31 protein-coding genes are annotated in these 25,218 nt (G+C 65.3%); 13 read left to right on the top strand and 18 right to left on the bottom strand.

Translation table 11 applies throughout. The features are described from left to right. Nucleotide 1: 1 nt before the first annotated feature. A complete protein-coding gene (locus tag AADZ90_RS06425; protein ID WP_367308565.1) occupies nucleotides 2–703 on the top strand; it encodes an ATP-binding cassette domain-containing protein in 702 nt (233 codons plus the stop codon). Here AADZ90_RS06425 and AADZ90_RS06420 read toward each other — a convergent pair. Further along, the gene (locus AADZ90_RS06420) at nucleotides 700–1,467 is read right to left on the bottom strand and encodes a DUF1013 domain-containing protein (RefSeq protein WP_367308566.1); all 768 of its coding nucleotides are present in this window, start codon (nucleotides 1,465–1,467) and stop codon (nucleotides 700–702) included. The genes AADZ90_RS06425 and AADZ90_RS06420 overlap by 4 nt on opposite strands. 133 nt (nucleotides 1,468–1,600) lie before the next feature. On the opposite strand from AADZ90_RS06420, the gene AADZ90_RS06415 reads away from it, so the two are divergent. From AADZ90_RS06415 to AADZ90_RS06395, 5 genes are all read left to right on the top strand, one after another. Then, on the top strand, nucleotides 1,601–2,230 hold the full coding sequence (locus AADZ90_RS06415) for a ribonuclease T2 family protein (RefSeq protein WP_367308567.1): 630 nt from the start codon (nucleotides 1,601–1,603) through the stop codon (nucleotides 2,228–2,230). Between the two features lie 84 nt (nucleotides 2,231–2,314). Further along, a complete protein-coding gene (locus tag AADZ90_RS06410; protein ID WP_367308568.1) occupies nucleotides 2,315–2,737 on the top strand; it encodes a hypothetical protein in 423 nt (140 codons plus the stop codon). Nucleotides 2,738–2,746: 9 nt separating this feature from the next. Beyond that, nucleotides 2,747–3,304 (top strand): sigma-70 family RNA polymerase sigma factor, encoded by a 558-nt coding sequence (locus tag AADZ90_RS06405; RefSeq protein ID WP_367308569.1) that lies wholly within the window; start codon nucleotides 2,747–2,749, stop codon nucleotides 3,302–3,304. Further along, the gene (locus AADZ90_RS06400) at nucleotides 3,301–3,558 is read left to right on the top strand and encodes a hypothetical protein (protein ID WP_367308570.1); all 258 of its coding nucleotides are present in this window, start codon (nucleotides 3,301–3,303) and stop codon (nucleotides 3,556–3,558) included. Before AADZ90_RS06405 ends, AADZ90_RS06400 begins: the two co-directional genes overlap by 4 nt. A gap of 2 nt (nucleotides 3,559–3,560) precedes the next feature. Then, nucleotides 3,561–3,983 (top strand): hypothetical protein, encoded by a 423-nt coding sequence (locus AADZ90_RS06395; protein WP_367308571.1) that lies wholly within the window; start codon nucleotides 3,561–3,563, stop codon nucleotides 3,981–3,983. 270 nt (nucleotides 3,984–4,253) lie between these two features. Here AADZ90_RS06395 and AADZ90_RS06390 read toward each other — a convergent pair whose 3' ends face one another. Continuing rightward, nucleotides 4,254–5,231: an NAD(P)H-quinone oxidoreductase gene (locus tag AADZ90_RS06390; RefSeq protein WP_367308572.1), complete on the bottom strand. Its 978-nt coding sequence runs from the start codon at nucleotides 5,229–5,231 to the stop codon at nucleotides 4,254–4,256. A 13-nt stretch (nucleotides 5,232–5,244) separates the two neighbouring features. Continuing rightward, nucleotides 5,245–5,940: a COQ9 family protein gene (locus AADZ90_RS06385; protein ID WP_367308573.1), complete on the bottom strand. Its 696-nt coding sequence runs from the start codon at nucleotides 5,938–5,940 to the stop codon at nucleotides 5,245–5,247. 102 nt (nucleotides 5,941–6,042) lie between these two features. Between AADZ90_RS06385 and rpsU the strand changes: the two genes are divergently transcribed. Continuing rightward, on the top strand, nucleotides 6,043–6,249 hold the full coding sequence (gene rpsU, locus AADZ90_RS06380) for a 30S ribosomal protein S21 (RefSeq protein ID WP_008331758.1): 207 nt from the start codon (nucleotides 6,043–6,045) through the stop codon (nucleotides 6,247–6,249). Between the two features lie 69 nt (nucleotides 6,250–6,318). Here the strand turns inward: rpsU and mscL are convergent, their stop codons facing one another. Further along, complete coding sequence (mscL, locus tag AADZ90_RS06375) at nucleotides 6,319–6,708, bottom strand: large conductance mechanosensitive channel protein MscL (protein ID WP_367308574.1); 390 nt, start codon at nucleotides 6,706–6,708, stop codon at nucleotides 6,319–6,321. Nucleotides 6,709–6,853: 145 nt separating this feature from the next. On the opposite strand from mscL, the gene AADZ90_RS06370 reads away from it, so the two are divergent. Next, nucleotides 6,854–7,546, top strand: coding sequence for a glutathione S-transferase family protein (locus AADZ90_RS06370; protein WP_367308575.1), 693 nt, complete (start codon nucleotides 6,854–6,856; stop codon nucleotides 7,544–7,546). 242 nt (nucleotides 7,547–7,788) lie between these two features. Here the strand turns inward: AADZ90_RS06370 and AADZ90_RS06365 are convergent, their stop codons facing one another. The 10 genes from AADZ90_RS06365 to pyk all read right to left on the bottom strand — a co-directional run bounded on the left by AADZ90_RS06365 (nucleotide 7,789) and on the right by pyk (nucleotide 17,550). Continuing rightward, nucleotides 7,789–8,763, bottom strand: coding sequence for a hypothetical protein (locus AADZ90_RS06365; RefSeq protein WP_367308576.1), 975 nt, complete (start codon nucleotides 8,761–8,763; stop codon nucleotides 7,789–7,791). A 209-nt stretch (nucleotides 8,764–8,972) separates the two neighbouring features. Beyond that, complete coding sequence (gene pheT, locus AADZ90_RS06360) at nucleotides 8,973–11,366, bottom strand: phenylalanine--tRNA ligase subunit beta (protein ID WP_367308577.1); 2,394 nt, start codon at nucleotides 11,364–11,366, stop codon at nucleotides 8,973–8,975. 63 nt (nucleotides 11,367–11,429) lie between these two features. Further along, nucleotides 11,430–11,948 (bottom strand): hypothetical protein, encoded by a 519-nt coding sequence (locus AADZ90_RS06355; RefSeq protein ID WP_367308578.1) that lies wholly within the window; start codon nucleotides 11,946–11,948, stop codon nucleotides 11,430–11,432. Between the two features lie 84 nt (nucleotides 11,949–12,032). Further along, nucleotides 12,033–12,440 carry a hypothetical protein gene (locus AADZ90_RS06350; RefSeq protein ID WP_367308579.1) on the bottom strand — a complete coding sequence of 136 codons (408 nt, stop codon included), beginning with the start codon at nucleotides 12,438–12,440 and terminating at the stop codon, nucleotides 12,033–12,035. 26 nt (nucleotides 12,441–12,466) lie between these two features. After that, nucleotides 12,467–13,540, bottom strand: coding sequence for a phenylalanine--tRNA ligase subunit alpha (gene pheS, locus AADZ90_RS06345; RefSeq protein ID WP_367308580.1), 1,074 nt, complete (start codon nucleotides 13,538–13,540; stop codon nucleotides 12,467–12,469). Between the two features lie 295 nt (nucleotides 13,541–13,835). After that, nucleotides 13,836–14,906 carry a Hint domain-containing protein gene (locus AADZ90_RS06340; RefSeq protein ID WP_367308581.1) on the bottom strand — a complete coding sequence of 357 codons (1,071 nt, stop codon included), beginning with the start codon at nucleotides 14,904–14,906 and terminating at the stop codon, nucleotides 13,836–13,838. 259 nt (nucleotides 14,907–15,165) lie between these two features. Then, on the bottom strand, nucleotides 15,166–15,528 hold the full coding sequence (rplT, locus tag AADZ90_RS06335; RefSeq protein ID WP_367308582.1) for a 50S ribosomal protein L20: 363 nt from the start codon (nucleotides 15,526–15,528) through the stop codon (nucleotides 15,166–15,168). A 12-nt stretch (nucleotides 15,529–15,540) separates the two neighbouring features. Then, nucleotides 15,541–15,741, bottom strand: a complete 201-nt coding sequence (gene rpmI, locus AADZ90_RS06330; protein ID WP_367308583.1) for a 50S ribosomal protein L35 — start codon at nucleotides 15,739–15,741, stop codon at nucleotides 15,541–15,543. Between the two features lie 108 nt (nucleotides 15,742–15,849). Then, the gene (locus AADZ90_RS06325; RefSeq protein ID WP_367308584.1) at nucleotides 15,850–16,071 is read right to left on the bottom strand and encodes a hypothetical protein; all 222 of its coding nucleotides are present in this window, start codon (nucleotides 16,069–16,071) and stop codon (nucleotides 15,850–15,852) included. 33 nt (nucleotides 16,072–16,104) lie between these two features. Then, the gene (pyk, locus tag AADZ90_RS06320) at nucleotides 16,105–17,550 is read right to left on the bottom strand and encodes a pyruvate kinase (protein WP_367308585.1); all 1,446 of its coding nucleotides are present in this window, start codon (nucleotides 17,548–17,550) and stop codon (nucleotides 16,105–16,107) included. 559 nt (nucleotides 17,551–18,109) lie between these two features. Here pyk and AADZ90_RS06315 point away from each other — a divergent pair. Genes AADZ90_RS06315 through AADZ90_RS06300 form a run of 4 tightly spaced genes read left to right on the top strand, consistent with a single transcriptional unit; the run spans nucleotide 18,110 to nucleotide 19,789 of the window. Further along, nucleotides 18,110–18,841, top strand: a complete 732-nt coding sequence (locus AADZ90_RS06315; RefSeq protein WP_367308586.1) for an N-formylglutamate amidohydrolase — start codon at nucleotides 18,110–18,112, stop codon at nucleotides 18,839–18,841. 11 nt (nucleotides 18,842–18,852) lie between these two features. Next, a complete protein-coding gene (locus tag AADZ90_RS06310; RefSeq protein ID WP_367308587.1) occupies nucleotides 18,853–19,146 on the top strand; it encodes a DUF1244 domain-containing protein in 294 nt (97 codons plus the stop codon). A gap of 1 nt (nucleotide 19,147) precedes the next feature. Beyond that, nucleotides 19,148–19,387 carry a hypothetical protein gene (locus tag AADZ90_RS06305; RefSeq protein WP_367308588.1) on the top strand — a complete coding sequence of 80 codons (240 nt, stop codon included), beginning with the start codon at nucleotides 19,148–19,150 and terminating at the stop codon, nucleotides 19,385–19,387. Between the two features lie 54 nt (nucleotides 19,388–19,441). Continuing rightward, nucleotides 19,442–19,789 carry a hypothetical protein gene (locus AADZ90_RS06300; protein ID WP_367308589.1) on the top strand — a complete coding sequence of 116 codons (348 nt, stop codon included), beginning with the start codon at nucleotides 19,442–19,444 and terminating at the stop codon, nucleotides 19,787–19,789. A 120-nt stretch (nucleotides 19,790–19,909) separates the two neighbouring features. On the opposite strand, the gene rnr is transcribed toward AADZ90_RS06300, so the two are convergent. Next, nucleotides 19,910–22,165, bottom strand: coding sequence for a ribonuclease R (rnr, locus tag AADZ90_RS06295; RefSeq protein ID WP_367308590.1), 2,256 nt, complete (start codon nucleotides 22,163–22,165; stop codon nucleotides 19,910–19,912). A 49-nt stretch (nucleotides 22,166–22,214) separates the two neighbouring features. Next, the gene (dapE, locus tag AADZ90_RS06290) at nucleotides 22,215–23,357 is read right to left on the bottom strand and encodes a succinyl-diaminopimelate desuccinylase (protein WP_367308591.1); all 1,143 of its coding nucleotides are present in this window, start codon (nucleotides 23,355–23,357) and stop codon (nucleotides 22,215–22,217) included. A gap of 165 nt (nucleotides 23,358–23,522) precedes the next feature. On the opposite strand from dapE, the gene AADZ90_RS06285 reads away from it, so the two are divergent. Further along, nucleotides 23,523–24,548 (top strand): Hint domain-containing protein, encoded by a 1,026-nt coding sequence (locus AADZ90_RS06285; RefSeq protein WP_367308592.1) that lies wholly within the window; start codon nucleotides 23,523–23,525, stop codon nucleotides 24,546–24,548. Here AADZ90_RS06285 and AADZ90_RS06280 read toward each other — a convergent pair. Then, nucleotides 24,545–24,880, bottom strand: a complete 336-nt coding sequence (locus AADZ90_RS06280) for a DUF8846 family protein (protein WP_367308593.1) — start codon at nucleotides 24,878–24,880, stop codon at nucleotides 24,545–24,547. The two genes, AADZ90_RS06285 and AADZ90_RS06280, sit on opposite strands and share 4 nt — an antisense overlap. Nucleotides 24,881–24,921: 41 nt before the next feature. Continuing rightward, complete coding sequence (locus tag AADZ90_RS06275) at nucleotides 24,922–25,167, bottom strand: GlsB/YeaQ/YmgE family stress response membrane protein (protein WP_367308594.1); 246 nt, start codon at nucleotides 25,165–25,167, stop codon at nucleotides 24,922–24,924. Nucleotides 25,168–25,218 lie beyond the last annotated feature (51 nt).

Here is a 25,218-nt window from a genome sequence, read left to right as displayed (position 1 = left end):
GATGCTGAAGAACACGGAAAGTGCGATCGTCGTGCAGGGGCTGAACCACTGGTTCGGTAGTGGTGAGGCGAAGAAGCAGGCCATCTTCGACGTCCACCTGGAGATCGAGAAAGGCAGCCTGACGGTGCTGATGGGCCCGTCCGGGTCAGGCAAGACAACGGTGCTGACGCTGATGGGCTGCCTGCGGGATGTGCAGGAGGGGTCGGTCAAGCTCCTGGGCAATGAGCTCAACGGGTCGAGCGAGCAGACAAACGTTGCGCTCCGGCGGCGGCTTGGCTTCATCTTCCAGGCGCATAATCTGCATGAAAGCCTAACAGCCCGACAGAACGTCCGCATGGGGGTCGAGGTGCATGGCCGGAAGGACAGGGACGACGCCTATGACCAGGCCGCGGCGCATATGCTGACCCTGGTCGGCCTGGGAGATCGGGTCGACTACCTCCCCGGCAACCTGTCCGGCGGGCAAAAGCAGCGGGTCGCGGTGGCGCGCGCTTTGGTGAGCAATCCTGATATCGTCATGGCCGACGAACCCACCGCCGCGCTCGACAAGGAGAGCGGTATGAACGTCGTGGAACTTCTGAAGCGGCTTGGACAGGTGCGGGGAACCACCACGGTGATGGTCACCCACGATAACCGCATCCTCGATCTGGCCGACCGGATCGTAACGCTCGAAGACGGTGCGATCGTCAGCGACGAACGGCGCTAGCGCTTCTCGTCTTCCTCGTCGTCGCTGCTGCTGTCGCCCGGCAGATTGAAGAAGCTGTCCGCGTCGGGCACTTCGTCATCAGTCACCTCATCGAGGCTCTCGCCGGTGTCGGACAGCGTGAAGGTCTCGAGCCCCGAAATCGACGTCGGGATTTTCGGCTCGGGATCCATCACGAGCGATTGCTCGGTCGAGACGAGCTTGCGCCGCTCGTCATCGGACATTGCGGTGCCTTCCTTCGACTTCTTGGCGTTGGCCTTCTGGACGGCCAGATCGAGTTCCGACTGCTTGCAAAGACCAAGAGCCACCGGGTCGATGGGTTGGATGTTCGAAATGTTCCAGTGCGTCCGCTCCCGGATCGACTGGATCGTGGGCTTGGTCGTGCCGACGAGCTTGGAGATCTGGCCATCCGTCAGTTCCGGGTGGAACTTGACCAGCCAGAGGATGGCGGCGGGACGGTCCTGGCGTTTGGACAGCGGCGTGTAGCGGGGGCCGCGGCGCTTTTCCTCGCCCACGGCGGACGGGTTGAACTTGAGCTTCAGCTTGTGCAGCGAATCCTTCTCGGCCTTGTCGATCTCGTCCTGGGTCAGCTGGTTGTTCGAGATCGGGTCGAAGCCCTTCACGCCCTGCGCCACGTCGCCATCGGCGATGCCCTGCACCTCGAGCTCGTGCAGACCCACGAAATCGGCAATCTGCTTGAAGCTGATCGTCGTGTTGTCCACCAGCCAGACGGCGGTGGCTTTGGCCATGAGCGGCTTGTCGGACATGTCGGTCTCCTCAAGTCTTGACGCGAGCGGGCGGGTTCCGTCCCTTCGGGGCGGCGGGCACCGGGCCCTGGTTCTCGCTGTCGGGGAACTTGAGCGGTATATAGTCATGGGTTTTCGAGAGGAAAAGGCGAAAATGCGGGGATTGCGGGCTCTGATCGCGTGTTTTGCGGTGGGTTTCGGCGGTGGCGTGCAAGCCGAGGGAGTCGCGGGAGAGTTCGATTACTGGGTGATGGCGCTGTCGTGGCAGCCCTCATGGTGCGCAAACGACGGCGCCGGATCGGACCAGTGCGAGCGGCCCGCGGGTTGGACGCTGCACGGCCTTTGGCCGCAATATGAGCGGGGCTGGCCGAGCTATTGCCCGACAGCCAAGCGCCCGCCGACCCGGTCGGAGACCGGCGCGATGGCCGATATCATGGGATCGGGCGGGCTGGCCTGGCATCAATGGCGCAAGCATGGGGTCTGTTCAGGGCTGGATGGGGCGGACTATCTGGACCTGTCACGGGAGATGTATGGGCGCGTGGTCCGGCCGGAGCTCTTGCGGCAGTTGCGGCAGGAGGTCCAACTGCCCGCCCATGTGATCGAAGAGGCGTTCCTGGCAGACAACCCGCAGCTGGAGCCCGACGGCATCACCATCACCTGCAAGGCGGGCCGGATCGCCGAGGCGCGGATCTGTTTCTCCCGCGATCTGGAGCCGGTGCTGTGCGCAGCGGATGTCGTGCGAGACTGCACTGCGAACGATGCGCTTTTTGCGCCGATTGAGTGAGACCGCGTAGGAGGTGCCGGTTTGCTGCGTTCAAGGGGACAGAGCCGCAAGGGAATGCGGCGCTGAACGGAGCGTGAGAAAGACATGATGAAGTATGCGACCTTCGTGATCGGGCTATGCCTTGCCGGGGCGGTTTCGGCCGAAACCATCGTGACACGGACCGGGCCGAATGGCGGCACCGGAACATCTGTGCGGACCCTGAACGGCGACACCTATAGCAACGATTACGCGTTCACCGGACCGAACGGGACCAGTGTCGACCGCACGACGACCTGCCGCTTCGGTGTCTGCACGACGCACCGCAGTTCCACCGGGCCAAACGGGCGCGATAGCCAGTCGAGCTGGACCACCGAGCGGACGGCGGATGGCTCGGTCACGACCTATGTCGGTCCGCAGGGCAAGGAGTATGTGACCAACCGGACCTTCGAGCGGACAGATGACGGGTATGTGCGGACGGTGACCGGCCCGCGGGGCAATACCCGCTTCATCCGGCGCCAGCGCGACTGACACGACCGCGTGGATGCCGCAGCCGATGACGACGCAACGCTTCTGGCCCGCACGGGCCGGGGCGAGGAGGCGGCGTTCAACCGGCTGGTTCTGCGGCATACGGCGTTCGTCCACCGGATCGCCCTTCGCTTCACGCAGAACGGGGCGGATGCCGACGAGATCACCCAAAGCGTCTTCTGGACGCTTTGGACACAGGCCGCGAAGTGGGATGCGGGGCGCGCGCGGCTCAGGACATGGCTTTACCGCGTGACGGTCAATCGGTGCATCGATCACGGCCGCAAGGCCCGACGATGGCGGTTCTTTGCGTCGGCGGAGGTCGGTGCAGTCGCCGATGATGGCCCGGGCGCGGATGATACGGCGATTGCGCGCAGCGACCTGGCGCAGGTGCGCAGGGCAATCATGGCCTTGCCGGCCCGGCAACGGATGGCGCTGCTGCTTGTGGCGGGCGAAGAGTTGAGCGTGCCGGAGGCGGCGGAATTGATGGAAACGACTCCGCGGGCGCTGGAGCAACTTCTGGTGCGGGGCCGGAAGAAACTGCGGGAGATGACGGAAAGGGATGAGCGATGACAGGCCGGGATGACGAGATGCACCGTGCGGTGAAGGCCGCGCTGGCGGAGATCACGCCGGATCCAACCGCGCCGGAGCGGATGGTCGCGGCTTTGGCCAAACGCCGTTCGGGGCCGTCCTTCGGGCAGCTTTGGTGGGCGCTTGGCGCGACCGTCCCGGGCTTTTTCGCCGCGCGGTTCGCTGTGGCAGAGCCGCCCGATGCGCTGGATATGCTGGCGAGCGGGACGCTCTTCTTTCTGGGCGGAGGCTTTTGAGGATGCGGATCTGGCTGGTGCTCTCGCTTGTCCTGAACGGCCTTCTGATCGGGTTCATCGCCGGCGACCTGAGCCGTCCGATTGATGTAGCCCGCACATTGGGGAGCTTCAGTGCCCATTATCCCGACGAGATCCGCCGCGACATTCGAAGCGGGATCTGGGAGGAACGCCAGATCATCATGGAAGAGCTGGCGGAGTTGAATAGCACCCGAACGGAACTCTTCACCCGGATGCGCCTGCCGGAGACGGACCGGACCAGTTTGGAGGGGCTGATGGCGGAGGTTCGGCAGCGGACGACGGCGCTGCAGGAACGGTTTCAGATCCTGACGCTCGACGCGGTTATGGCGGTCCCGCCCGACGTGCGGCAACGGATCGAGATCCCGAGGGGATCGTTGGACCTTGAAACTGTGATTGCCGACAGTTGACCCGAAAAGTGCCGTAATCCCGGCTGTTTGCGCTAAAGGTCAGGAATCCCTCACTAACCGCTGTGCCTCTGTCCTGCTAACTTTCTTACCCAGGGGAAGGCAGGATGAGAGGTTGCCATGGTTGATGCGTTCATACCGCGCCGGTTGGTGGTCCGGCGAAAGCAATCTCTTACGATTGCGATGCGGGGGATGCAGTTGACGCTGTGGCTGACCGATCGTCCCGTCTGGCGGCCGATCCTCACTGAGGGTCGGTCGCCTCGGGGGGCGGGATCAGCCGATATCTAGGGCGATCTTGCCGATATGGGCGGAGCTTTCCATCCGCTCATGGGCCTTGGCGGCGTCCTTTAGGGGGAAATGACTGTCCATCACGGGCGCGACCTTGCCCGAGGCGAGAAGCGGCCAGACCTGATCGCGCAGCTGGCGGGCGATTTCAGCTTTCGCCGCGTTCGATTGCGGACGCAGGGTGGAGCCGGTGATCGTCAGGCGCCGCGTCATGATCTGGACGAAGTTGAGCTCCAACTTGGGGCCTTGCAGAAAAGCGATCTGGACGAGGCGGCCGTCATCGGCCAGCGCCTTGATATTGCGGGGGATGTAGCCGCCGCCGACCATGTCGAGGATCAGGTTCGCGCCGCCTTCGGCGCGGAGGATATCGACGAAATCCTCCTCTTTGTAGTTGATGGCGCGCTCGGCGCCGAGGTTTTCGCAGGCCTGGCATTTGTCGGCGTTTCCGGCGGTCGCGAAGACCCGGGCGCCGAAGTGGCGGGCAAGCTGGATCGCGGTTGTCCCGATCCCGGAAGAGCCTCCGTGGACGAGGAAACGTTCGCCGGCCTGCAGGCCGCCGCGCATGAAGACGTTGGACCAGACTGTGAAGAAGGTTTCGGGCAGGCAGGCGGCTTCACGCAGGGACATGCCGTCCGGGATCGGCAGGCAATGGGCGGCAGGGGTGGATGCGTATTCGGCATAGCCGCCGCCGGGGAGGAGGGCGCAGACTGTATCGCCTTCTTTCAGGTCGGTCACGCCGGGGCCGACCGCGGCGACCTCCCCTGCCCCTTCCAAACCGGGCAGGTCGGAGGCGCCGGGCGGCGGGTCGTAGAGGCCGGCCCGCTGCAGCGCGTCGGGGCGGTTGACGCCTGCATGTGTGAGGCGGATGACCACCTCTCCATGGCGGGGATCGGGGATCGGGCGCTCGGTGAGCGTCAGGACGTCCGGGCCCCCGGGTTTGGCGATCTCGACCGCGCGCATTGTCATCTACAGAGGCCCATCAGTAAGGGCCGGACCAGTTGTTCGGCAGGTCAACGCGGGGGGTGCGCAAGGGTGGGCGCACCTTGCTGCCCGCCCATTCCAGCGGCGCAGTGAGGCGCGACAGGATCGGGTTCGTCTTGATCCGCGACTTGAGCTTTTCGATACCCATCACGTTGTCGATGCGCCGGTCGACGAAGGCCCAGGTCGCCTGGTTGTTCGTCGAATCGTCGCCCAGCCAGAACAGGACGGAGGAGGCATAGACGCCCGAGAGCGTGGCGCGCTTGGTGTACCAGTTGATGTCGTCGGCGGTATCACCCAGCGTGTCCCAGATCAGGTCGGCGGTGCCCCAGATCAGCTTGGCGCCATCCGCCGCGAGGTGCGGCATCGCGAACAGGGCGGTGCCGCGGCGCACGGCCTCTTTGTTGTCGATCGCTTCGATCCGGAAGCGGACGGCGGCGGCGACTTTTTCGGAGAAGCGCAGGGCTGACAAGTCCTCGGCTTTCAGCCGCTCGACCATCTTGTCATCGCCTCTTTTATGAAAGGCGATGGCCAGGTCGACCGCGCCCCTTGGGCAGGCGGTTTCAGCAATGACGGGATTGGTTTCGGTGTCCTTGATCGCGGCCTTGAACGTCGCCTCGCTCCACCCGTCGAAGGGGACGTGCAGCAGGGCGGCGTCGAGCAGTTTGTCGATCAGCGGATCGGTGCGGGGTGTCATGGCAGCCTCCTTCCAAGGGTCGCTGGACAAGCTAGGAGCGCCTTGCTATACGGCCACTTCCTGCACCTATGCAACTCTAGCCAGAAAGGTGGTGACACCCACATGCAGGTCAGTGTTCGTGACAACAACGTCGATCAGGCGCTTCGTGCGCTGAAGAAAAAGCTCCAGCGCGAAGGCGTTTTTCGTGAGATGAAGCTGCGTCAGCACTTCGAGAAGCCCTCTGAGAAGAAGGCGCGCGAAAAGGCCGAGGCGATCCGCCGTCAGCGCAAGCTGGCACGGAAGAAAGCCCAGCGCGAAGGCATGCTTTAAGCCTTAGACATCGACGGATTGTCGGAACGGACCCCCGGGGCACATGGCCCGCGGGGGTTTTGTTTTGTCTCAGGCCGCGTCGCGTTTGAGGGCGTCGCGGATTTCGAGAAGGACGTCGAGTTCGGAGGGGCCGGTGTCGACCTCTGGCGCGACCTCGTCGGGCTTTTCGGCCATGGATCTCACGCGGTTGACCATCTTGACCAGCATGAAGACGACAAAGGCGATGATCAGGAAGTTGATCAGCGCGGTGATGAAGTTGCCGTACATGAACTGCGCATCGGCCAGTCCGAAACTGAGGGCGGAGAAGTCGAGGCCGCCGACGAAAAGGCCGATCAGGGGGTTCACCAGATCCTCGACGAGCGAGGTCACGATGGCCGTGAAAGCGGCGCCGATGATGATGCCGACGGCCATGTCCATCACGTTGCCCTTGGCGATGAAGTCCTTGAATTCGTTGATCATGTCTGTCCCCACAGTGGTTACTACGGCGCCTTGAACCAGTTTACGCGCGCCGCTGCACAGACATACCGCGGTTTGCGCGCCAAACTACGGGTTTTTCACGCGGTCAGCGGGATTACGTTGGCGCGATACAACAAGAGGACGTCACATGGCCGATCTTTCCCAGTTCCCGATCACGCAGAAATGGCCTGCACAGGACCCGTCGGTGATCCAGCTTTACTCCTTTCCGACGCCGAACGGGGTGAAGGCCTCGATCATGCTGGAGGAGACGGGCCTGCCCTACGAAGCGCATAAGGTGACGCTCGCCGATGCGGATGTGAAGAGCGACGCGTTTCTGTCGTTGAACCCGAACAACAAGATCCCCGCGATCATCGATCCGGATGGGCCGGACGGGCCGGTGGGGTTGTTCGAAAGCGGGGCGATCCTGATTTATCTGGCTGAAAAGACTGGCAAATTCCTGGGCAATGGTTCCGACAAGGCGAAGGCGATCCAGTGGCTGATGTTTCAGATGGGTGGCGTCGGTCCGATGTTCGGGCAGCTGGGTTTCTTCTGGAAATTCGCCGGCTCCGAATGGGAGGATAAGCGGCCGCAGGAGCGCTATCTGGACGAGTCCAAGCGGCTTATGGCGGTGCTGGAGAAAGAGTTAGACGGGAAGGAGTGGGTTGCGGGCGACTACTCCATCGCCGATATCGCGATCGCGCCGTGGCTACGGGCCCTCGATTTCTACGGCGCGAAGGAGGCCGTCGGCTGGTCCGACCACGGCAACGTTGTTGCCTATCTCGACCGGTTTTTGGAGCGGCCTGCGGTGCAGCGCGGGCTGAATATTCCGCCGCGGGACTAGGGTCGCAACCCTGACGCGGGCGGCGGGGTTCGCCCCCGCCTTATCAACCCGCAGCCTGGATGAAACCGCCTAGGTGTTGCGCAGGCGGAGGAGGGTCCGAACGTTGCCATAGCCCCGTGCAACGTCCGGGAGGGATGTTTTTTGACATCCGCGCCACCACCGCTTGTGCATCTCGGTGTATAGGCCGTTAGGGTTGAAAAATGGTTACCGGCGGGAAAGTTTTTCCCGCCGGTTTCGTTTTTTCAGAGATCCATCCGCCAGAAGAGCGTGTCGTGCCTCTTGCGGAGGTCGCGCAAGGTCTTGCGCCGGGCCGGCTTCAGGAAAGGCGGCACCTCATCCGTCGGCGTGAAACCGAAGGATTTCGGCAGCGCCGAATAAAGCGAGACCGGCGGCGCGGGCCCCTTGATCTGCTTCAGGGCGACGCCCGGGCCCGGCTGATGCATCCAGATCCGGGTGCAGCCAAGCTCTTCCTTCAGGAAGAGGAGCGCGGCCAAAAGCGTGACCTTCGGCCAGAGCTTGCCGTAGCGCGCGGTCAGGTCAGCCTCGTAGCTCTGCAGCACCCGCAACGCGCGGGAGCGTGGGGCGCGTTTGCTTTCCCGGTCGCAGTGGCGCCGGACGCGGCGCAGCCAGTCTGACTGCACCTCTTCGATCAGCGCTTCGCCGCTCTCGAGGTCGACCTCGAGCCGGGCCCAGGAGAGGGTCGGCGCGCCATCCGTCCGAATGGGATGGTGGCTCACCTCGAACTGCTTGCGGTTCGCCTTGAGACCGACCCTGTTGAGAAGCTCCGCATGGGCCGCCGGGAAGCCGACCTGGAGGACGAGGTTGAGGCCGCGCAAGCTGGTCTGGGCATCCGGCCAGCGGTAGGTGTCGCCCCATTTGGTGAGCGTCAGAACGTAGTCGTCCCAGGCCGTGGCGAAGACCCCCTCGAGCGCCGTGTAGCCGCCTTGGGTGACGCCGGTCATCCGCAACCCGTCGCCCGCCTGCGCGAGCGCACGGACGTCGGCACGGCGCAGGGTCCCGCCACAGGACGCGACGAGCGGCTTCAGGATCGGACGGTCGAGGAACCGGCCGAGGCGCGACTTCCTAAGCGCCGGGACGGTGTCCTCAGCGGGCATCATGTTGGCCAGGCACCACGCGCTTTCGCGGTCGGCATAGTAGGTCAGCGGCATGATCTCGGGCACGCAGTCCCGGATCATCGCGATCGTATCGGGTTTCATCTGAGTATCGTTTTGCGGGAGGTCGAACGAAGCCGTCCCGCAGCGATACCGTGCGGGAGGCGCTAAAGCGGGGCGGCTGGCCCCGGGTTTGGCATGTGAACAGGCATGGTTGGCCTCCGAAAATCAGGCCCGCTGCTTACGGCGGAGCGGGGCGCCCGATCAAGCGGGTGCGGTTCCGTCAGGTCAGGCGCGTGGCGGCGCGGCCACAGCTAGCCGCGCAGCGTGCCGCCGGTTGCTTTCGTGACCTTCTCGACGATCTTGGCGCTGACGGCTTCGATCTCGGCGTCCGTCAGGGTCGCCTCGCGGGGTTGCAGGCGCACGGTGACGGCCAGCGACTTCTTGCCCTCGCCCAGCGCGCCGCCTTCGAAGGCATCGAAGAGGCGGACGTCGTCGATCAGGGCCTTGTCGGCGCCTTGCGCGGCGTTCAGCAGCGTCGCGGCCTCGGTCCGGGCATCGACGACGAAGGCGAAGTCACGCTCCACCGCCTGCAGGTCGGGCGCGTCGAGCGCGGGGCGGGTGGCGGTGGTGCTGCGCTTCGCCGGGATCTCGTCCGGCCAGATGGTGAAGCCGACGGCGGGGCCCTTGACGTCGAGGGCGGCGAGGATCCTCGGGTGGATCTCGCCGAACACCGCGAGCGTCTTCTTGGGGCCGAGGCAGATGCGCCCGTGGCGGCCGGGGTGCCACCAGTCCTGCGCCTCGCGGAGGATCTGGGTCTTGGCGGGCGCGCCGAGGGCCGCCAGCACCGCCTCGGCATCGGCCTTGGCGTCGAAGGCATCGACCGGGCGGCTGGCGCCGTGGATGTCCTTCGGCCCCGTGCGGCCGATGCGGATGCCGGTGACGAGCGTGTGCTGTTCACCCGGTTCGCCGCCGTGGAAGGCCGCGCCGATTTCGAAGAGCGCGATGTCGGCGAAGCCGCGCGCCTGGTTGCGGGCCGCGGCCTGCAGGAGGCCGGGCAGCAGCGCGGGGCGCATATGCGACATCTCGGACGAGATGGGGTTTTCCAGCGCCGCATCGTCGGACCCGCCGAAGAGGAGCGCGGCGTCCCGGTCGATGAAGCTGTAGGTCACACACTCGTTCAGCCCCTGCGCGGCGCAGGCGCGGCGGGCGGCGCGGTCGCGGATCTGGGCGGGCGTCAGAACGGGTTTCGGGACGCCGGGCTGGGGGCGGCGCATGGGCTTGCCTTCGAGCTTGGTGAGCGAGGCGATGCGCGCGACCTCTTCCACCAGGTCGGCCTCGCCCAGGACATCGGGGCGCCAGGTCGGGGGGCGGGCCATGTCGCCGTCCATGACGAAGCCCAGGGATTCCAGCGTCTGGCGCTGGGTCTCCGCCGGGATGTCCATGCCGACGAGCGACGCGCAGCGGTCGGTGTCGAGGTGGTAGATCCGGGTGTCTTCGGGGACGGCGCCGGCGATCACCGGCTCGGACGCCTCGCCGCCGGCGTGGTCGAGGATCATCTGCGTCGCGGCGTGCAGCCCGGTCAGTGTCCAGGCGGGGTCGATGCCACGCTCGAAGCGGTAGCGGGCATCGGAGTTCAGCTTGAGCGCCCGGCCCGTCAGTGCGGTGCGGATCGGGTCGAAATAGGCGGCTTCGAGGAAGACATCCGTCGTCTCCATCGTCACGCCGGTGGGCAGGCCGCCCATGACGCCGGCTATGCTTTCAGGCCCCTCGTCGTCGGAGATGAGAGTCATGTCCTTTTCGAAGGTATACTCCTTCTCGTCGAGGCCCAGCAGCGTCTCGCCGCCCGTCGCCCGGTGGATGCGCAGGCCGCCTTTAACCTTGGCCGCGTCGAAGACGTGAAGCGGGCGGTTGCGGTCGTAGGTGAAGTAGTTGGTGACATCGACGAGGAAGCTGATCGGGCGCAGGCCGATGGCGCGCAGGGCGTCCTGCAGCCAGTCGGGGCTGGCCCCGTTGGTGACGCCGCGGATCAGGCGACCGGTGAAGAGCGGGCAGGCGTGGCGCGTGTCGTCTTCGATCGTGACGGGGATCGGACAAGGGAAGGTGCCCGGCACCTCGGGCGTGTTGTTCGGGATCAGGGTGCCCAGCCCGCGGGCGGCGAGGTCGCGGGCGATGCCGCGCACGCCCAGCGCATCGGGGCGGTTGGGGGTGATCGCGATCTCGATCACAGGGTCGACCTTGGCCGGGTCGTTTTCGGCCAGCCAGTCGGTGAATTTCTGACCGACCTCGCCCGACGGCAGCTCGATGATGCCGTCGTGTTCGTCGGACAGCTCCATCTCGCGTTCCGAGCACATCATGCCGTGGCTTTCGACGCCGCGGATCTTGCCGACGCCGATCGTGGTGTCGATGCCGGGGACGTAGGTGCCGGGCAGCGCGATGACCGCCGTGATGCCCTCACGCGCGTTCGGGGCGCCGCAGATGATCTGCTTGTCGCCGTCGATGGTGGCCACCTGGCAGACGCGCAGCTTGTCGGCATCGGGATGCTTTTCGGCCTTTTTCACATAGCCGAGCGTAAAGGCGGACAGGCGGTCGGCGGGGTTGTCGACGCCTTCGACCTCGAGCCCGAGATCGGTCAGCGTCTCGGTGATCTCGTCAATCGTCGCCTCGGTGTCGAGGTGGATCTTGAGCCAGGAAAGGGTGAACTTCATGCCATGTGCCTTTGCGCGTGTCGGGAGCGCGTTTAGCCTAGCTGCGGCGGGGGCGGAAGGGGCTTAGCCGTCGGCGCGGATCATGGCGTCGACGCCGACCAGCATGGACATGGCGAAGAACAGGATCGAGGTCAGGACGGTCAGTACGATCACCCGGTTGAAGTAGCGCACCTGCTTGATCGCCTCGATCTGCATGGAGTGTTCGGAGGTCACCCGCTCCATCTCGAAGATGCGGTGCAGGCGGGGGGAGGGTTCGTAGATCAGGCAGCGCAGCAGGAACAGGATCGAGACCGAGACGGTGACGACCTGCGCGAACATGAGCGCGAGGGTGAGCCAGGTCTGATCGAGCGAGAAGATGAAGGTGGAGGCGGCGAGGATGATGGCGAGCACGGCCAGGAGCGCCGAGGATTTCGCGTCGATCTCGGACATGATCTGGCGCGCCTCGTCGATATCCATATCGGCGATGGCGACGTCGGCCTCCACGTCGAGGCAGACGGGTTGGAGGCTGAGGGTCGCGGCCCCGGGCATCAGGACGCGATCCATGGTCTGGATCATCTTGGGGAGGGAGGGGAGGAGGGGCATGAAAGGATCTTAAGTCTCTTACTTTGCTAGCAGATGCTGGCTCATGGTACTTCGGCAAGGGTCATTCACTAACGATTAGAAGTCTTACTTCTTTAGCAGGCTTGGAACGCGAGATTTCCCTCTATAGCCAAAAACAGACCAGCCAAGAGCGTCCCTACTCATCTCGAGCGCTACATCATTGTGGCTTTTGGCCAGTTCAACATAGGTTGGATGAAGTGCTGGGCTTGAAGGACCAAGCTCGGCGTCAGCTTCGTGAAATTTCTCGAGGTAGACGCTTACTGCTTGAGCTACCGGCGGCGAGGCATAAAGAAGCATGGGATTTACTACCCTTTTGATCTGGGTTTGCCTCTCTCGATCAATGTCTTCGCTCCACTCGGAGTCCGCATCATTTGGCGCAGGACCATCTACCAAAAAAGCTTCGTAGACGCGCCGCTTCTCAGCCAGAATTGCTTCCGATTGAGCAAAGATACGACCAAAAAGAAAACCCAGCACGGATAGCAGAAGCGCTCCGAGCCACGTCACCTGCTCAACCCGCCCACCAGATCCGGCCGGTCCAGTGCTCCGAAGCCGTAGTGGCGCAACCATCTGAGATCGCTGTCGAAAAAGGCGCGCAGGTCGGGGATGCCGTATTTCAGCATGGCGATGCGGTCGATGCCCATGCCGAAGGCGAAGCCCTGCCACTGGGAAGGGTCGATGCCGCCCGCTTCGAGCACCTTGGGGTGGACCATGCCGGAGCCGAGGATTTCCAGCCAGTCGTCACCCTCGCCGATCTTGAGCGTTCCGCCCGCCCACGAGCAGCGGATGTCGACCTCGGCCGAGGGTTCGGTGAAGGGGAAGTGGCTGGCGCGGAAGCGGAGTTCGACGCCGTCGACCTCGAAGAAGGCGCGGCAGAATTCTTCGAGGCACCACTTGAGGTTCGCCATCGAGATGTCGGTGTCGATGGCCAGCCCCTCGACCTGGTGGAACATGGGCGTATGCGTCTGGTCGTAATCGGCGCGGTAGACGCGGCCGGGGCAGATGACGCGCAGGGGGGCGCCGTGGTCCATCATCGAGCGGATCTGGACCGGCGAGGTATGGGTGCGCAGGACGTGGGGCGGGCGGTTGTCCCCTTGTTTCCGCTGCATATAAAACGTGTCCATCTCGGCGCGAGCGGGGTGGTGGCCGGGGATGTTGAGCGCGTCGAAATTGTACCAGTCGCTTTCGATCTGGGGGCCTTCGGCGACGGAAAATCCCATGTCGGCGAAGATGGCGCTGACCTCTTCCGTGACCTGGCTGACCGGGTGAATTGTGCCGTGATTTGAAGGCCTTGCGGGGAGCGTTACGTCGAGCCATTCGGCCTTGAGCCGGTCGTCGAGGGCGGCGTCGGTCAGGGCCTGCTTCTTGGCGGCGAGCGCCGAGGTGATCTCGGATTTCAGCGCGTTGAGGCGGGGGCCCGCCTCTTGCCGTTCCTCGGGCGTCATGCGGCCGAGTTCGCGCATGGCGAGGCTGATTTCGCCTTTCTTTCCAACAGCCTGCACCCGGAGATCTTCCAGCGCGGCCTCGTCCGCCGCCTGGGCGATCAGGTCGATATACTTGGATCTCAGATCATCCATCGCGCCGGTCCCTCTGGCTGTACCGGCGGGGTGCTACCCCTTGGGGTGTTGCATTGCAAGGTTGCGCAACGGGTTGGGGGCCGTCGGCGGGCCGGACCGTGCGAATCGGCAGGTTAACAAGGGAAACGGGGCCATTCGGCCTGTCGGCATTCCGTCGGCTTTGCGTCGGACTTATGTCGGACATGACCGCGCGGTGGAGCGGAGTTAACGCAGCGCGCGGTGGCTTTCTTAACGAAAGATTACCCCAAAAGAAGAAACAATCCCTAGGTCAAGATCTGGGATTGTTTTCCCGGGATCAGGCGACGAGCGCCGCCTCGCGCCCTGTCAGGGCGGTCCGGCAGAGACCGCCGAAAACTGCCGCGTCGCCGACGAGTTCGGGGAAGAGCGCCGCGAATTCCGCGCGCATTTCGGGATCCATGATGCCGAGGCCGTTTTCGGCCACGAAGAAGCTTTCGGTGACGGCGCCGTTGGCCCAGATGAGCTCGTGCCGGTCGAACATGATGTGGTGGTATTCGACGCTGCCGCCCGGGGCGCGGGTCACCGTATCGCCGTTGACCAGATGCTTGGCGGCGACCAGCCCTTCGGAGATGCCGAAATGCAGCTCGATCGAGGGCCCCGAGACGAGCATGCGGTGCTGGGGAGAGACCATCAGCGGCGCGGTCGCGTCGTGGGCGCCCGCGGCGAAGCGGATGGGGGCCATATTGCCCTCGGCCCGGGCAGTGGACGTGCCGTGCCAGCGGACGGGTTGCGGCCCGTGATCGACGGTGAGGACGAGGTCGCCGGGTTCCAGATCCTCCACCGGGCGGTCGCCGTCGGGCGTGCGGATCAGGGTGCCGCGGCAGAAGCAGAGGCCGCTGTCGCCGGGGCCGACATCGCCGAAGGTGACGGTGGTCTCGTCAGGTTCGTTGAACTGGATCGACGCGTTGATCGTGTCCGGCCCGCGGGGGACGGGGATGTTGGTGGAGGTGTCGCCACCCGCCAGCCCGCCATTGGCGACGATACCCTGGGTGCCGCCGCCGATATCGTAGAAGTTGACCGTGCTCGGGTCGGTCGGATCCGAGACGTCGACGAGGGCGATGCCTTCGTAGTTGTTGTTGGCGCCAGAATTCGGGTCGGTGATCAGGAAGTCGAAGTCTTCTGACGAGATGACATAGACTGTTTCCCCGGTTTCGGGGTCCACGGTGACCCGACCGGGCGGGACGTCTGCGAGGTTGACCGTGATGCCCGGGCTTCCGTCAGCCTCGTAAAACTGGATCGTGTAGTCGTCGGGGCTTTCCCCGGGTTCAAGGGCGACTTCGACGAATTCCGCCACCCCGGATGAAGCCGCATAGTTGTTGGAATAATGGAGTTCGCTGATACGCGCCATACTTGCCCCTCGTGTTACTCGTTACCTGAACCCCGGGGCAGGATATGCGGGGCGGGGGCCCAAACAAGGCATTTGCGGCGTCGCAAGCAAGCTCTAAATATTTGAAAATTAAGTAAAATCTAAAATTTAGGCAGAGAATTGTTGCGTTGTAGAGGCTTGACCGTCAATCGTGAATTGACATCAGAAAAACAGCCTCTCGGATAACAAGAAAGGCCGCCCTGATCGGGCGGCCCCTGATTCGCAGACGCTTTCAGCCGTGTCAGGCGAGCGCGGCCTTGGCCTTGTCGACGATGGCGCCGAAGGCGTCGGGCTCGTGCACGGCGAGATCGGCGAGGACCTTGCGGTCGACCTCGATCCCGGCCTTGGCGAGGCCGCCCATGAAGCGGGAATAGGTCAGCGCCTCGTCATGGGCGCGGACGGCCGCGTTGATCCGCTGGATCCAGAGCGCGCGGAAGGTGCGCTTGCGGGTCTTGCGGTCGCGGGTGGCGTATTGGTTGGCCTTGTCGACCGCCTGGCGGGCGACCTTGAAGGTGTTCTTGCGCCGGCCGTAATAGCCCTTGGCGGCGTCGGTGACCTTCTTGTGGCGGGCGTGGGTGGTGGTACCCCCTTTGGTGCGGGACATCTTCGATCCTCCTTAGCGCGCGTAGGGCATCATCGGCTTGACGATCTGTTCGTCAGCCTTGGTGAGGACCGTGGTGCCGCGGGCATCACGAATGAACTTGTTGGACCGCTTGATCATCCCGTGACGCTTGCCGGCCTGGCCGGCCTTGACACGCCCCGAGGCGGTGACCTTGAACCGCTTCTTGCAGCTCGACTTTGTCTTCATCTTCGGCATTTCACTCTCCGTTGAGATATTTAGCGGGCCGCACGGCATGCCTTTTGGCCGGCGCCCCGGTTGGAAGCGCGTCGTCTATGACGGGCCGGGGCGTTTGGCAAGGGGAATCTAAAGGAACGTGGCGAAGACGTTGACGAAGGCTTCGGGGATTTCCTCGAACGAATAGCCGCCGGGCCGCTGGTTGAAGGCGGCCGCGATGAAACCGGAGCCGACGAGCAGGGCGATCGCGGCGAGGCGGGGGGCGTGGTTGTCGCGGATGGCGGCAAATATCCCGGGGATCGCCATCGCGACAACGATCACGCCGATCACCAGGTAATGGTCGGGGGTCATGGCCGACCTCCTCCTACATCTTGTGGGAGGATGCTATTCCGGCTCGGTGCTAAAAATCAAACGTTCGTCGCAGGGGGCGACGCGAAGGATGTTGGTTGTGCCCGAAACGCCGAAGGGCACGCCGGCGGTGACGACGATCAGATCGTCGCCGGTTGCGCCCATTTCCTCGCGGGCGGCCTTGGCGGCGGCGACCACGGCGCCCTTGAAGCGCTTGGCATCGTCGGCGATCACGCAGATTGTGCCCCAGCTGAGGCAGAGCCTGCGGGCGGTGCGCTCGGACGGAGTGAGCGCCAGGATCGGCACGCGGGGGCGTTCGCGGGCGACGAGGATCGCGGTGTTGCCGCTGGCGGTGAAGCAGCAGATCGCGGTGATATCGGACGTCTCGGCGATCTCGCGGGCGGCGGCGACGATGCCGTCGGCGACGGAGGTGCGCTTGGCCGCGCGGGAGGCTTCGATGATCTCGGTATAGGTCGGATCGCTTTCGACCTCCTGTGCGACGTTGTCCATGGTCGTCACCGCCTCGATCGGGTAGGAACCGGCGGCGCTTTCGGCCGACAGCATGATCGCGTCGGCGCCCTCATAGATGGCGGTGGCGACGTCCGAGACCTCGGCCCTTGTCGGCATCGGGCTTTCGATCATCGACTCGAGCATCTGGGTCGCGACGATCACCGGCTTGGCGGCGGAGCGGCATTTCCGGACGAGCTGCTTCTGGATCGGCGGGACGTTCTGGACGGGGAGCTCGACGCCCAGGTCGCCGCGGGCGACCATCACCCCGTCGGAGGCGGCGAGGATCGCGTCGAAATTCTTGATCGCGGTGGGTTTTTCGATCTTCGACAGGATCGCGGCGCGGCCTTTCGCCAGGCCGCGGGCCTCTTCGACGTCCGCCGGACGCTGCACGAAGGAGAGAGCCAGCCAGTCGACGCCGAGATCGCAGACGAATTCCAGGTCCTTGCGGTCCTTTTCGGAGAGGGCGGCAAGGGGGAGTTCGACGTCCGGCACGTTCACGCCCTTGCGGTTCGAGATCGTGCCGCCGACGATGACGTCGCAGATCGCGTGATCCTCGGCGCAGTATTTGACCTTGAGCTGGATCTTCCCGTCATTGACCAGCAGCCGCGCCTCGGGTTCGAGGGCCTGGAAGATCTCGGGGTGGGGCAGCTGGACGCGGCGCTTGCTGCCGGGCGCGTCGTCGAGATCGAGGCGGAAGGTATCGCCCTCTTCCAGTTCTTCCTCGCCGTTCTCGAACACGCCGACGCGGAGCTTGGGGCCCTGCAGGTCGGCGAGGATGCCGATGGGAGAGCCCATATCGGCCTCGATCTGGCGGATGATCTCGTGCCGCACCCGGATCTCGGAATGGTCGCCATGGCTCATGTTGAGCCGGAAGACATCCGCGCCCGCCTCGTGCAGGGCGCGGATCGTGTCGTAATCGTTGGAGGCGGGGCCGAGCGTTGCGACGATCTTGACGTTGCGATGGCGTCTCATGGGTTCGGTCCCCCTCGTGTTATCGCTAACTTCGATACGTGCGGGGGTATCGGCGATCCGTTGCGATTTCTCAAGCGGGTTGATTGGTGGTGGTGCCGTCGAGGCGGTCACGGAGGCAAAAGGCCGGTCCGGTTTCCCCGAGAGTTGCCATCCGACAACGGTCGGGCGGAACGCGTGTTTTCAACTTGCCGTTTAATGCGCCGTCATTGCTGCCGTCTCAAGAGAGATCTCGGTGACGAAGGATCTTTGCATCGGCCCCGAACTGCCTCTGCTGGATCCCTCTCGGATTAGTCGCTTTTTCCGACGGCAAGGTCAGCATCACCATCCGCCTTGCCGGACGTCCGCTGGCGTCTGCCCCGGAGACTGAACGCTAAGCTGTCGAGTTGAACAGGTTGGTCATCGCGGGCTCTGGTCTGCGATGGCGGTTTTTTTGGCTGATGTGGCTCTGAATGTCTGCACTCGCGCCCTCAGGTGATGTTTATCTGCGCCAGAGTGTTGAACAGCATCCCGGATCGCGTTTTACGGGGGCGTCCGAAGATCAGAGAATTTCGACCCCTTCATGCTCTACTCCCCCTGCCACATCACCGGCGCCGACCGGCCCGCCCGATGGATCGTGACCTGCGATCATGCAACGAACCGGGTGCCGGACGACGTGCCGCCGCTGGGCCTGCCGGAGGAGGATATGGCGCGGCACATCGCCTATGACATCGGGGCACTGGGCGTGGCCAAGCGGCTGGGGGAGCGGCTCGACGGGCCGGTGATCTGGACGGATTTCTCGCGCCTGGTGATCGATCCCAACCGGGGGGAAGACGACCCCACGCTGGTGATGCGGCTTTATGACGGGACGATCATTCCCGGCAACCGCCACGTCGATGCGGGCGAGGTGGAGCGCAGGCTGAACCTGTTTCACCGGCCGTATCACGGGGCGCTGGAGGAGCTCGCCTCGACCCGGGACGCGCTGTTTGTCGCCGTGCATTCCTTCACGCCGCAGCTGAAGGGGCGACCGTGGCGGCCGTGGGAGGTGGGCGTGCTCTATAACGAGGACCGGCAGCTTGCGGTGCCGTTCCTTGACAGCCTGCGGACCGACACCGACCTATGTATCGGAGATAACGAGCCCTATTCGGGGCACCTGCCCGGGGATTCGATGGACATCCACGGGCGGCGCGCCGGGCGGCCGAACGTGTTGATCGAGATCCGCAACGATCTGATCGAGACCGAGGCCGGGCAGATCGCGTGGGCAGACCGGTTGGTGCCGCATCTGGAGGCGGCGCTGGCGGCATCGGGCGTATGACGGAGGACAGGATGGACGATCAGACGAGGCTAGAGATCGAGGCGGCGGCGTTCCGGACTTTGCGGGATCATCTGCGGAACCGGACGGATGTGCAGAATATCGACATGATGAACCTGGCCGGGTTCTGCCGGAACTGCCTGAGCCGCTGGGTCCAGGAGGCCGCCGAAGAACGCGGGATCGTGATGAGCAAGGAGGAGGCGCGGGAGGCCTATTATGGTATGCCCTATGCCGAGTGGCGCGACCGGTACCAGACCGAGGCCACGGCGGATCAGAAGGCGGCCTTCGCCGCGCGGGAGGAGCATTGAGGTGCGGTTTCTTGTGGTTGTCCTGGCCCTGACGGCAGGCGCGGCGGCAGCAGATGAGCCGAACCCGCAGTTGCTGCGGCAGATCGAGACGAAGCTGCGCTTCTATGATGTCGAGGTCGATACCAGCCAGCTGAGTGTCGCGCAGGCGGCGCAGCTGCATCTTCTGCTGACATCGAATTCGGACAAGCTGGGCTATATCCGCACCCGCAGCCGGGTCGCGGCGATCCTGCGCAACGGCTGACCGCTTCGGAACATTGGCGATTGCCTCTCCGTTGGTCGCGAAACGGAGGATGCCATGAGCCGACCCCAGAAATACGACCATATCGATTTCGTTCCACCCGGCGACGTGGCGGAGGCCGCCGAGAAAGGGTTGAAGCTGCGCGATGAATTTGGGCGCGGCGGGACGGATGTGGGCGTGGCCCGGGCACGCGATCTCAAGAACAAGGCGCGGCTGACGCCCGACACGATCGAGCGGATGGTCAGCTATTTCGCGCGCCATGAGGTCGACAAGTCTGCCGAGGATTTCGGGAACGACGACGATCCGTCAGCCGGTTATATTGCCTGGTTGCTGTGGGGCGGCGATCCGGGGAAGGATTGGGCCGAGGGCGTGAAGGATCAGATGGAGAAGGCGGACGCGGACTGATCCGGATACGCGTCCTAATTTAATTCATCTGCCCGGTGTGAAACACCGAACACCGGGCAGCCCCCGACCGCCCCCCGGGGGGACTGCCCTCAGAGTTTTACGGAACCGTGAGCCAGAAACTCAACGCCGCGTCCGCTTGACCTTCCGCTCTTTCTTGTCGCGTTTGCGCTTGGCCTGGGCCGGTTTGCGGCGGGGTGGGCGGCCGCGGGCGGGGCGGGAGGATTTGGGGAGCTTGGTGTCCTCGATCTCGAGCAGTTCCAGCATCAGGCCGCCGGTGACGGGGACGGCCTCTGACAGGCGCGTCAGTACCTTTTGGCCCAGCGCGATGACCCGGCCGCTATCGGCGCCCATCAGCGTCTGGCTGTCGGCATCGTGGTGGAAGTATTCGTCGCCGATCGACCGGATCGGGACCATGCCGTCGGCGCCGGTTTCGTCCAGTTTCACGAAGATGCCGAAGCGGGCGATGCCGCTGATCCGGCCCGTCATCTCGCTGCCGACTCGGTCGGCGAGGTAGCTGGCGAGGTAGCGGTCGGTCGTGTCGCGTTCGGCCATCATCGAGCGCCGCTCGGTTTCCGAGATGTGCTGGGCGGTCTGCTCCAGCCGCTCGATTTCTTCGGGGCTGAGACCGTCGTCGCCCCAACCATGGGCGGAGATGAGCGCGCGGTGGACGATCAGGTCGGAATAGCGCCGGATGGGCGAGGTGAAGTGGGCGTAGGCCTGCAGCGCGAGGCCGAAATGGCCGAAATTCTCGGGGCTATAATAGGCCTGGGTCATCGACCGCAGAGTGGCGAGGTTGATGAGCTCGGCATTCTGCGTTCCGGCGGCCTGGTTCAGCAGGCGGTTCAGATGCGCCGTCTTCAGAACCTGCCCCTTGGCGAGCGTCAGGCCGGAGGCCTGGGCGGTTTCGCGCAGGGCGTCGAGCTTTTCGGGCGAGGGTTCCTCGTGGACGCGGAAGAGAAGCGGGCTGCGTTTCTTGATCAGGGTCTCGGCGGCGGCGACGTTGGCGAGGACCATGAATTCCTCGATCAGCTTATGGGCGTCGAGCCGGTCCTTGAAGTTGACGGAGGTGACGGTGCCGTCGTCGGAAAGGACGATCTGGCGTTCGGGCAGATCGAGGTCGAGCGGTTCGCGGGAATTGCGCGCGCGGCGGAGCGCCTCGTAGGCGGCGTAGAGGGGTTTCAGGACCGGGTCGAGCAGCGGTTCCGTGCGGTCATTGGGCTGGCCGTCGATGGCCGCCTGAACCTCGGTATAATGCAGCGACGCGACGGAGCGCATGAGGCCGCGCTGGAACTCGTGCCGGATAAGGTTGCCCGCTGAATCGATGGTCATCTTCGCCACGATGCAGGCGCGCGGCACCCCTTCGTGGAGCGAGCAGAGATCGCCCGAGAGGCGATCCGGCAGCATCGGCACGACCCGGTCGGGGAAGTAGGTGGAGTTGCCGCGCTTGCGCGCCTCGCGATCGAGCGCCGTGCCGGGGCGGACGTAGTGGGCCACGTCGGCGATGGCGACCCAGAGGATATGGCCGCCCTCGTTCTTCGGATCGGTGTCGGGTTGGGCGTAGCAGGCATCGTCGTGGTCGCGGGCATCCGACGGGTCGATGGTGATGAGCGGCATCTCCCGCAGGTCCACACGGCCCTCGAGGCCCGCGGGTTTCATGCCGTCGGCTTCGGCGATCACGTCGTCGGGGAAATTGTCGGGGATGCCGTGCTGGTGGATCGCGATGAGCGAGACGGCCTTGGGCGCCGACGGATCGCCAAGGCGCGAGACGATGCGCGCCTTGGGCAGGCCCATCCGGCTCTTGGGCCCGGCCTGTTCGGCCTCGACCAGTTCGCCGTCCTTCGCGCCATGGGTGGCGCCGTCAGCGACCGTCCATTGCCGGTCGGCGCCCTTGTCGATGGGCAGGATGCGGCCGCCTTCTGAGCCCTTGCGGAAGACGCCGAGGATCCGCTTCGGGTTGGTGCCGATGCGACGGATCAGCCGGCCTTCATAGGCGGGATCCTCGCCGCGCAGTTCGGTCAGCCGGGCGAGGATGCGATCCCCTGCGCCAAGCGCCGGATCGGATTGGCGCAGGACGAGCAGCACCCGTGGTTCCGCACCCTCGCCCTGCCATTCCAGCGGGCGCGCGAAGAGATCGCCGTCGCCGTCCGGCCCGGCCACCTCGAGCACGGAGACGGGCGGCAGCTTTTCGGGGTCGCGGAAGGATCTGCGGCGCTTTTCCAGGTGGCCCTCATCTTCGAGCTGGCGGAGGACGCGCTTGAGCTCGATCCGGTCGGCGCCCTTGATGCCGAAGGCCTTGGCGATGTCGCGCTTGGAGGTCTGGGTGGGGTTGTCGGCGATCCAGTCCAGGATCGCCTCGCGGGTCGGTATCCGTGCCATGGCCCCGCGCCTAGCACGGGGGCGCGGCGGCGTCATGATGAAATGGCTTCTAGCTGAAGTAGTCCCGCAGAATTCTGAGATAGACCGCCTTGAGCCGGTCGATCTGGTCGGTGCAGACGCGTTCATCGACCGCGTGCATCCGGTGGCCGACAAGGCCGAATTCGACGACCGGGCAGTGATCCTTGACGAAGCGCGCGTCCGACGTGCCGCCGGTGGTGGAGAGGACCGGCTGGCGCCCGGTTTCAGCCTCGACCGACCGGGCCACGAGATCGCTGAGGGGGCCGGGCGGGGTGAGGAAGGCTTCGCCCGAGATCCTGACGTCGATCCGGAAGGCGACCTCGCTTTCGTCGGTCACCGCCTCTGCCTCTTCTTCCAGCCATTCGGTGAGGGAGGCGCCGGTGTGTTCGTCGTTGAAACGGATGTTGAGGGTCGCCTGCGCCTCGGCCGGGATGACGTTCGAGGCGGGGTTGCCGGTGTCGATGGTGACGATGGCGAGGGTGGAGGGGTCGAAGTGGTCGGTGCCGTCGTCGAGGGGATAGGAAGCGAGGCGGTCGAGCAGACGGACGAGGCCGGTCAGCGGGTTCACGGCGAGGTGCGGATAGGCGGAGTGGCCCTGTTTGCCGGTCGCCGTGATGCGCGCGGTCATCGAGCCGCGGCGGCCGATCTTGATCATCTCGCCCATCTCGTTGGGGCAGGTCGGCTCACCGACGAGGCAGACGTCCATCTGCTCGCCCTCCTTGGCCATCCAGTCAAGGAGCGCGGTGGTGCCGTCGGTCGCGTCGCCTTCCTCGTCACCGGTGATGGCCAGGATCACGGCGCCGTCGGGCGGCGTATCGGTGACGAAGTCGATGGCGGCGGCGGCGAAGGCGGCGACGCCGGATTTCATGTCGGTCGCCCCGCGGCCATAGAGCCAGCCGTCCCGCGTTTCGGCACCGAACGGGTCGGTGGTCCAGGCGGCGCGGTCGCCCACCGGGACCACGTCGGTATGGCCGTTGAAGCCGAAAGTCTTCGCCGCGCCCTTGTCGCCCCAGCGCGCGAAGAGGTTGGGCGTGCCGTTCCGGTCGACCCTTTGGCAGGTGAACCCGGCGGCCGAGAGCTTGCCCGCAAGCAGGTCCAGCGCGCCGCCGTCTTCTGGCGTAACGGAGGGGCAGCGGATCAGGTCGGCGGTCAGGGCGATCGGGTCGGTGGGCATGGGCGGTGTCCTTTCCCGGCGTCGCTATCGCCTTGGGGCGGGGATCGCAACGGCACGGCCATTCAAGTGTCCGCCGACGGCCCCCGGCGCGCCGTAATTGATCCTTAACCCCTTGGGGATACCAAGACAGTCCGGGCCGGACGAGGCCGCGGCGAAGAGGATGATATGCAAGCGCACCCCATCTCGGCGGGTTGGATCGGCTTGGCCGATCCCCTCGCCTCCCGTTTCAACCGGAGCGGCCTTGGCCGGACGGCGCCCGTGGCGGGCGGGCCCTTGCTGGAGCGCGGAACGTTGCGGGTGGAGCTGGCGCAGGCCGGGGCGCTGATGGGGGCCGAGGTTGTGGCGCTGGCGGCGAAGCGGCCCTGGCCCTTTGCGCTGACCTTGCGGATCGGTGCGGAAGGTGCGGTGTCGATCGGGCTGGGCACGGCGCAGGCCCACGCGGCGGCGCAGGTCGCGGGTGTGATCGGGGCCGAGACGGGGCGGGTGACGGTCACCTACCTTTGGGACGCGCCCGCGCGGTGCGGCTGGCTCTGCGTAGAGGATCATGGGCGCGGGGTGGTCCGGACGGCGGCGGTCGCGAACCCGCCGCCGGTGACGGCAGCCTGGGCCGAGAAGGCGGCCTATCAGGCGCCCGTCGCCGGGGCAGCCTACCTTGCCATCGCCGACCGGCCGAGCGCCATCGGCCCGCGCCCGACGCTGGCGCCTCACACGATGATCGAGACGCCGACCGGCGAGCGGCCTGTGAATGCGCTGTCGTCGGGCGATCTGATCGTCACGGTCTCTGGCCGGGTGTCGGAGATCCGCGCGACCGGCTGGGCCGACCTGCCGGCCCGCGGGATCTGCCGCGCGATGGGGGTGCCCGCCCGGCCCTTCGGGCGGGACGGGCACGCGCTGCTGGCGGCGGGCCAGCGGATCGCGGTACCGCCGATCCTGGCAGGCGGCCGGACGGGCGTCGTCGTCCCGGCGGAGACGCTGGTTGGGTCGGGCGTGGCGGAGCCTGCGGCGCAGAGGCCGCTGATCCGGCGCTATCATCACCTGTTGCTCGACCGGGTGGAGACGTTCCGGGCCGGCGGCATTCCCGTCGAAAGCATCGATGCAAGAGCGCTCGACGCCGATCCGGTGGCCCGGCGGCTGTCGATCCTTGGGGCAAGCCGGAGCGTGCCGCGAAAAGGCGGGCAGCAGGCGGCCTAGGCCTCGGGCCTGTCAAAGAGGGGGGTCATCTGGGCCACGATCACGGCGTTTTCGGCCAGGGCGCGATCCATCAGGGCGCGCTCTTCGTCCGGGATGTCGTGACCTTCGGCAAGCCGTTCGTCGAGCGTGCCGTAGCCCGACACGTCAAGCGGCGCGAGATCTGCCTGTTTGAGGACGGCCACCGTCTCGCGCACCGCTTCGGCCTCGTCCACGCCGCTGGCATAGCAGACGAGCGCGGCACCCGACGCGCCGTCGGGCAGGCCGTCGCCCGCCTTGCGGCCGACCTCAACCAGAAGGGTGAAGACGGCCTGTTGTCGCTTTGTCTGTCCCATGGGCCGCTGGGGTGCGGCGCCGGGCAGCGAAAGTCAATCCGTCAGGACTTGACTTTGCGGTACCCCCAGATCAGCAGGCATGCACCGAGTATCCCGACGAAAAGCTGCGGAATCCAGCTATTGGCCGCATAGACGCCGATGAGGCTGAGAAGCAGGTTCAGGACGAACGCGCCGAGGATGCCGAGGCCGATATTGAGGAAGAGGCCGGTATCGGCCTTCATGAGCATGCTTGCGATCCATCCCGCAAGTCCGCCCACGATGATCGAGGCGAGCAGTCCGAGTCCCATAAGTCTGTCTCCGTGTTAACCTTCTATCGGGTAACACGGAGATGTGAGGGG

It is taken from the genome of Aestuariibius violaceus (genome assembly GCF_040779325.2).
Taxonomy (GTDB): Bacteria; Pseudomonadota; Alphaproteobacteria; order Rhodobacterales; family Rhodobacteraceae; genus Aestuariibius; species Aestuariibius violaceus.
The sequence above is the reverse complement of the archived record's forward strand: the minus strand, read 5'-3'. Positions and strand labels throughout refer to the sequence as shown.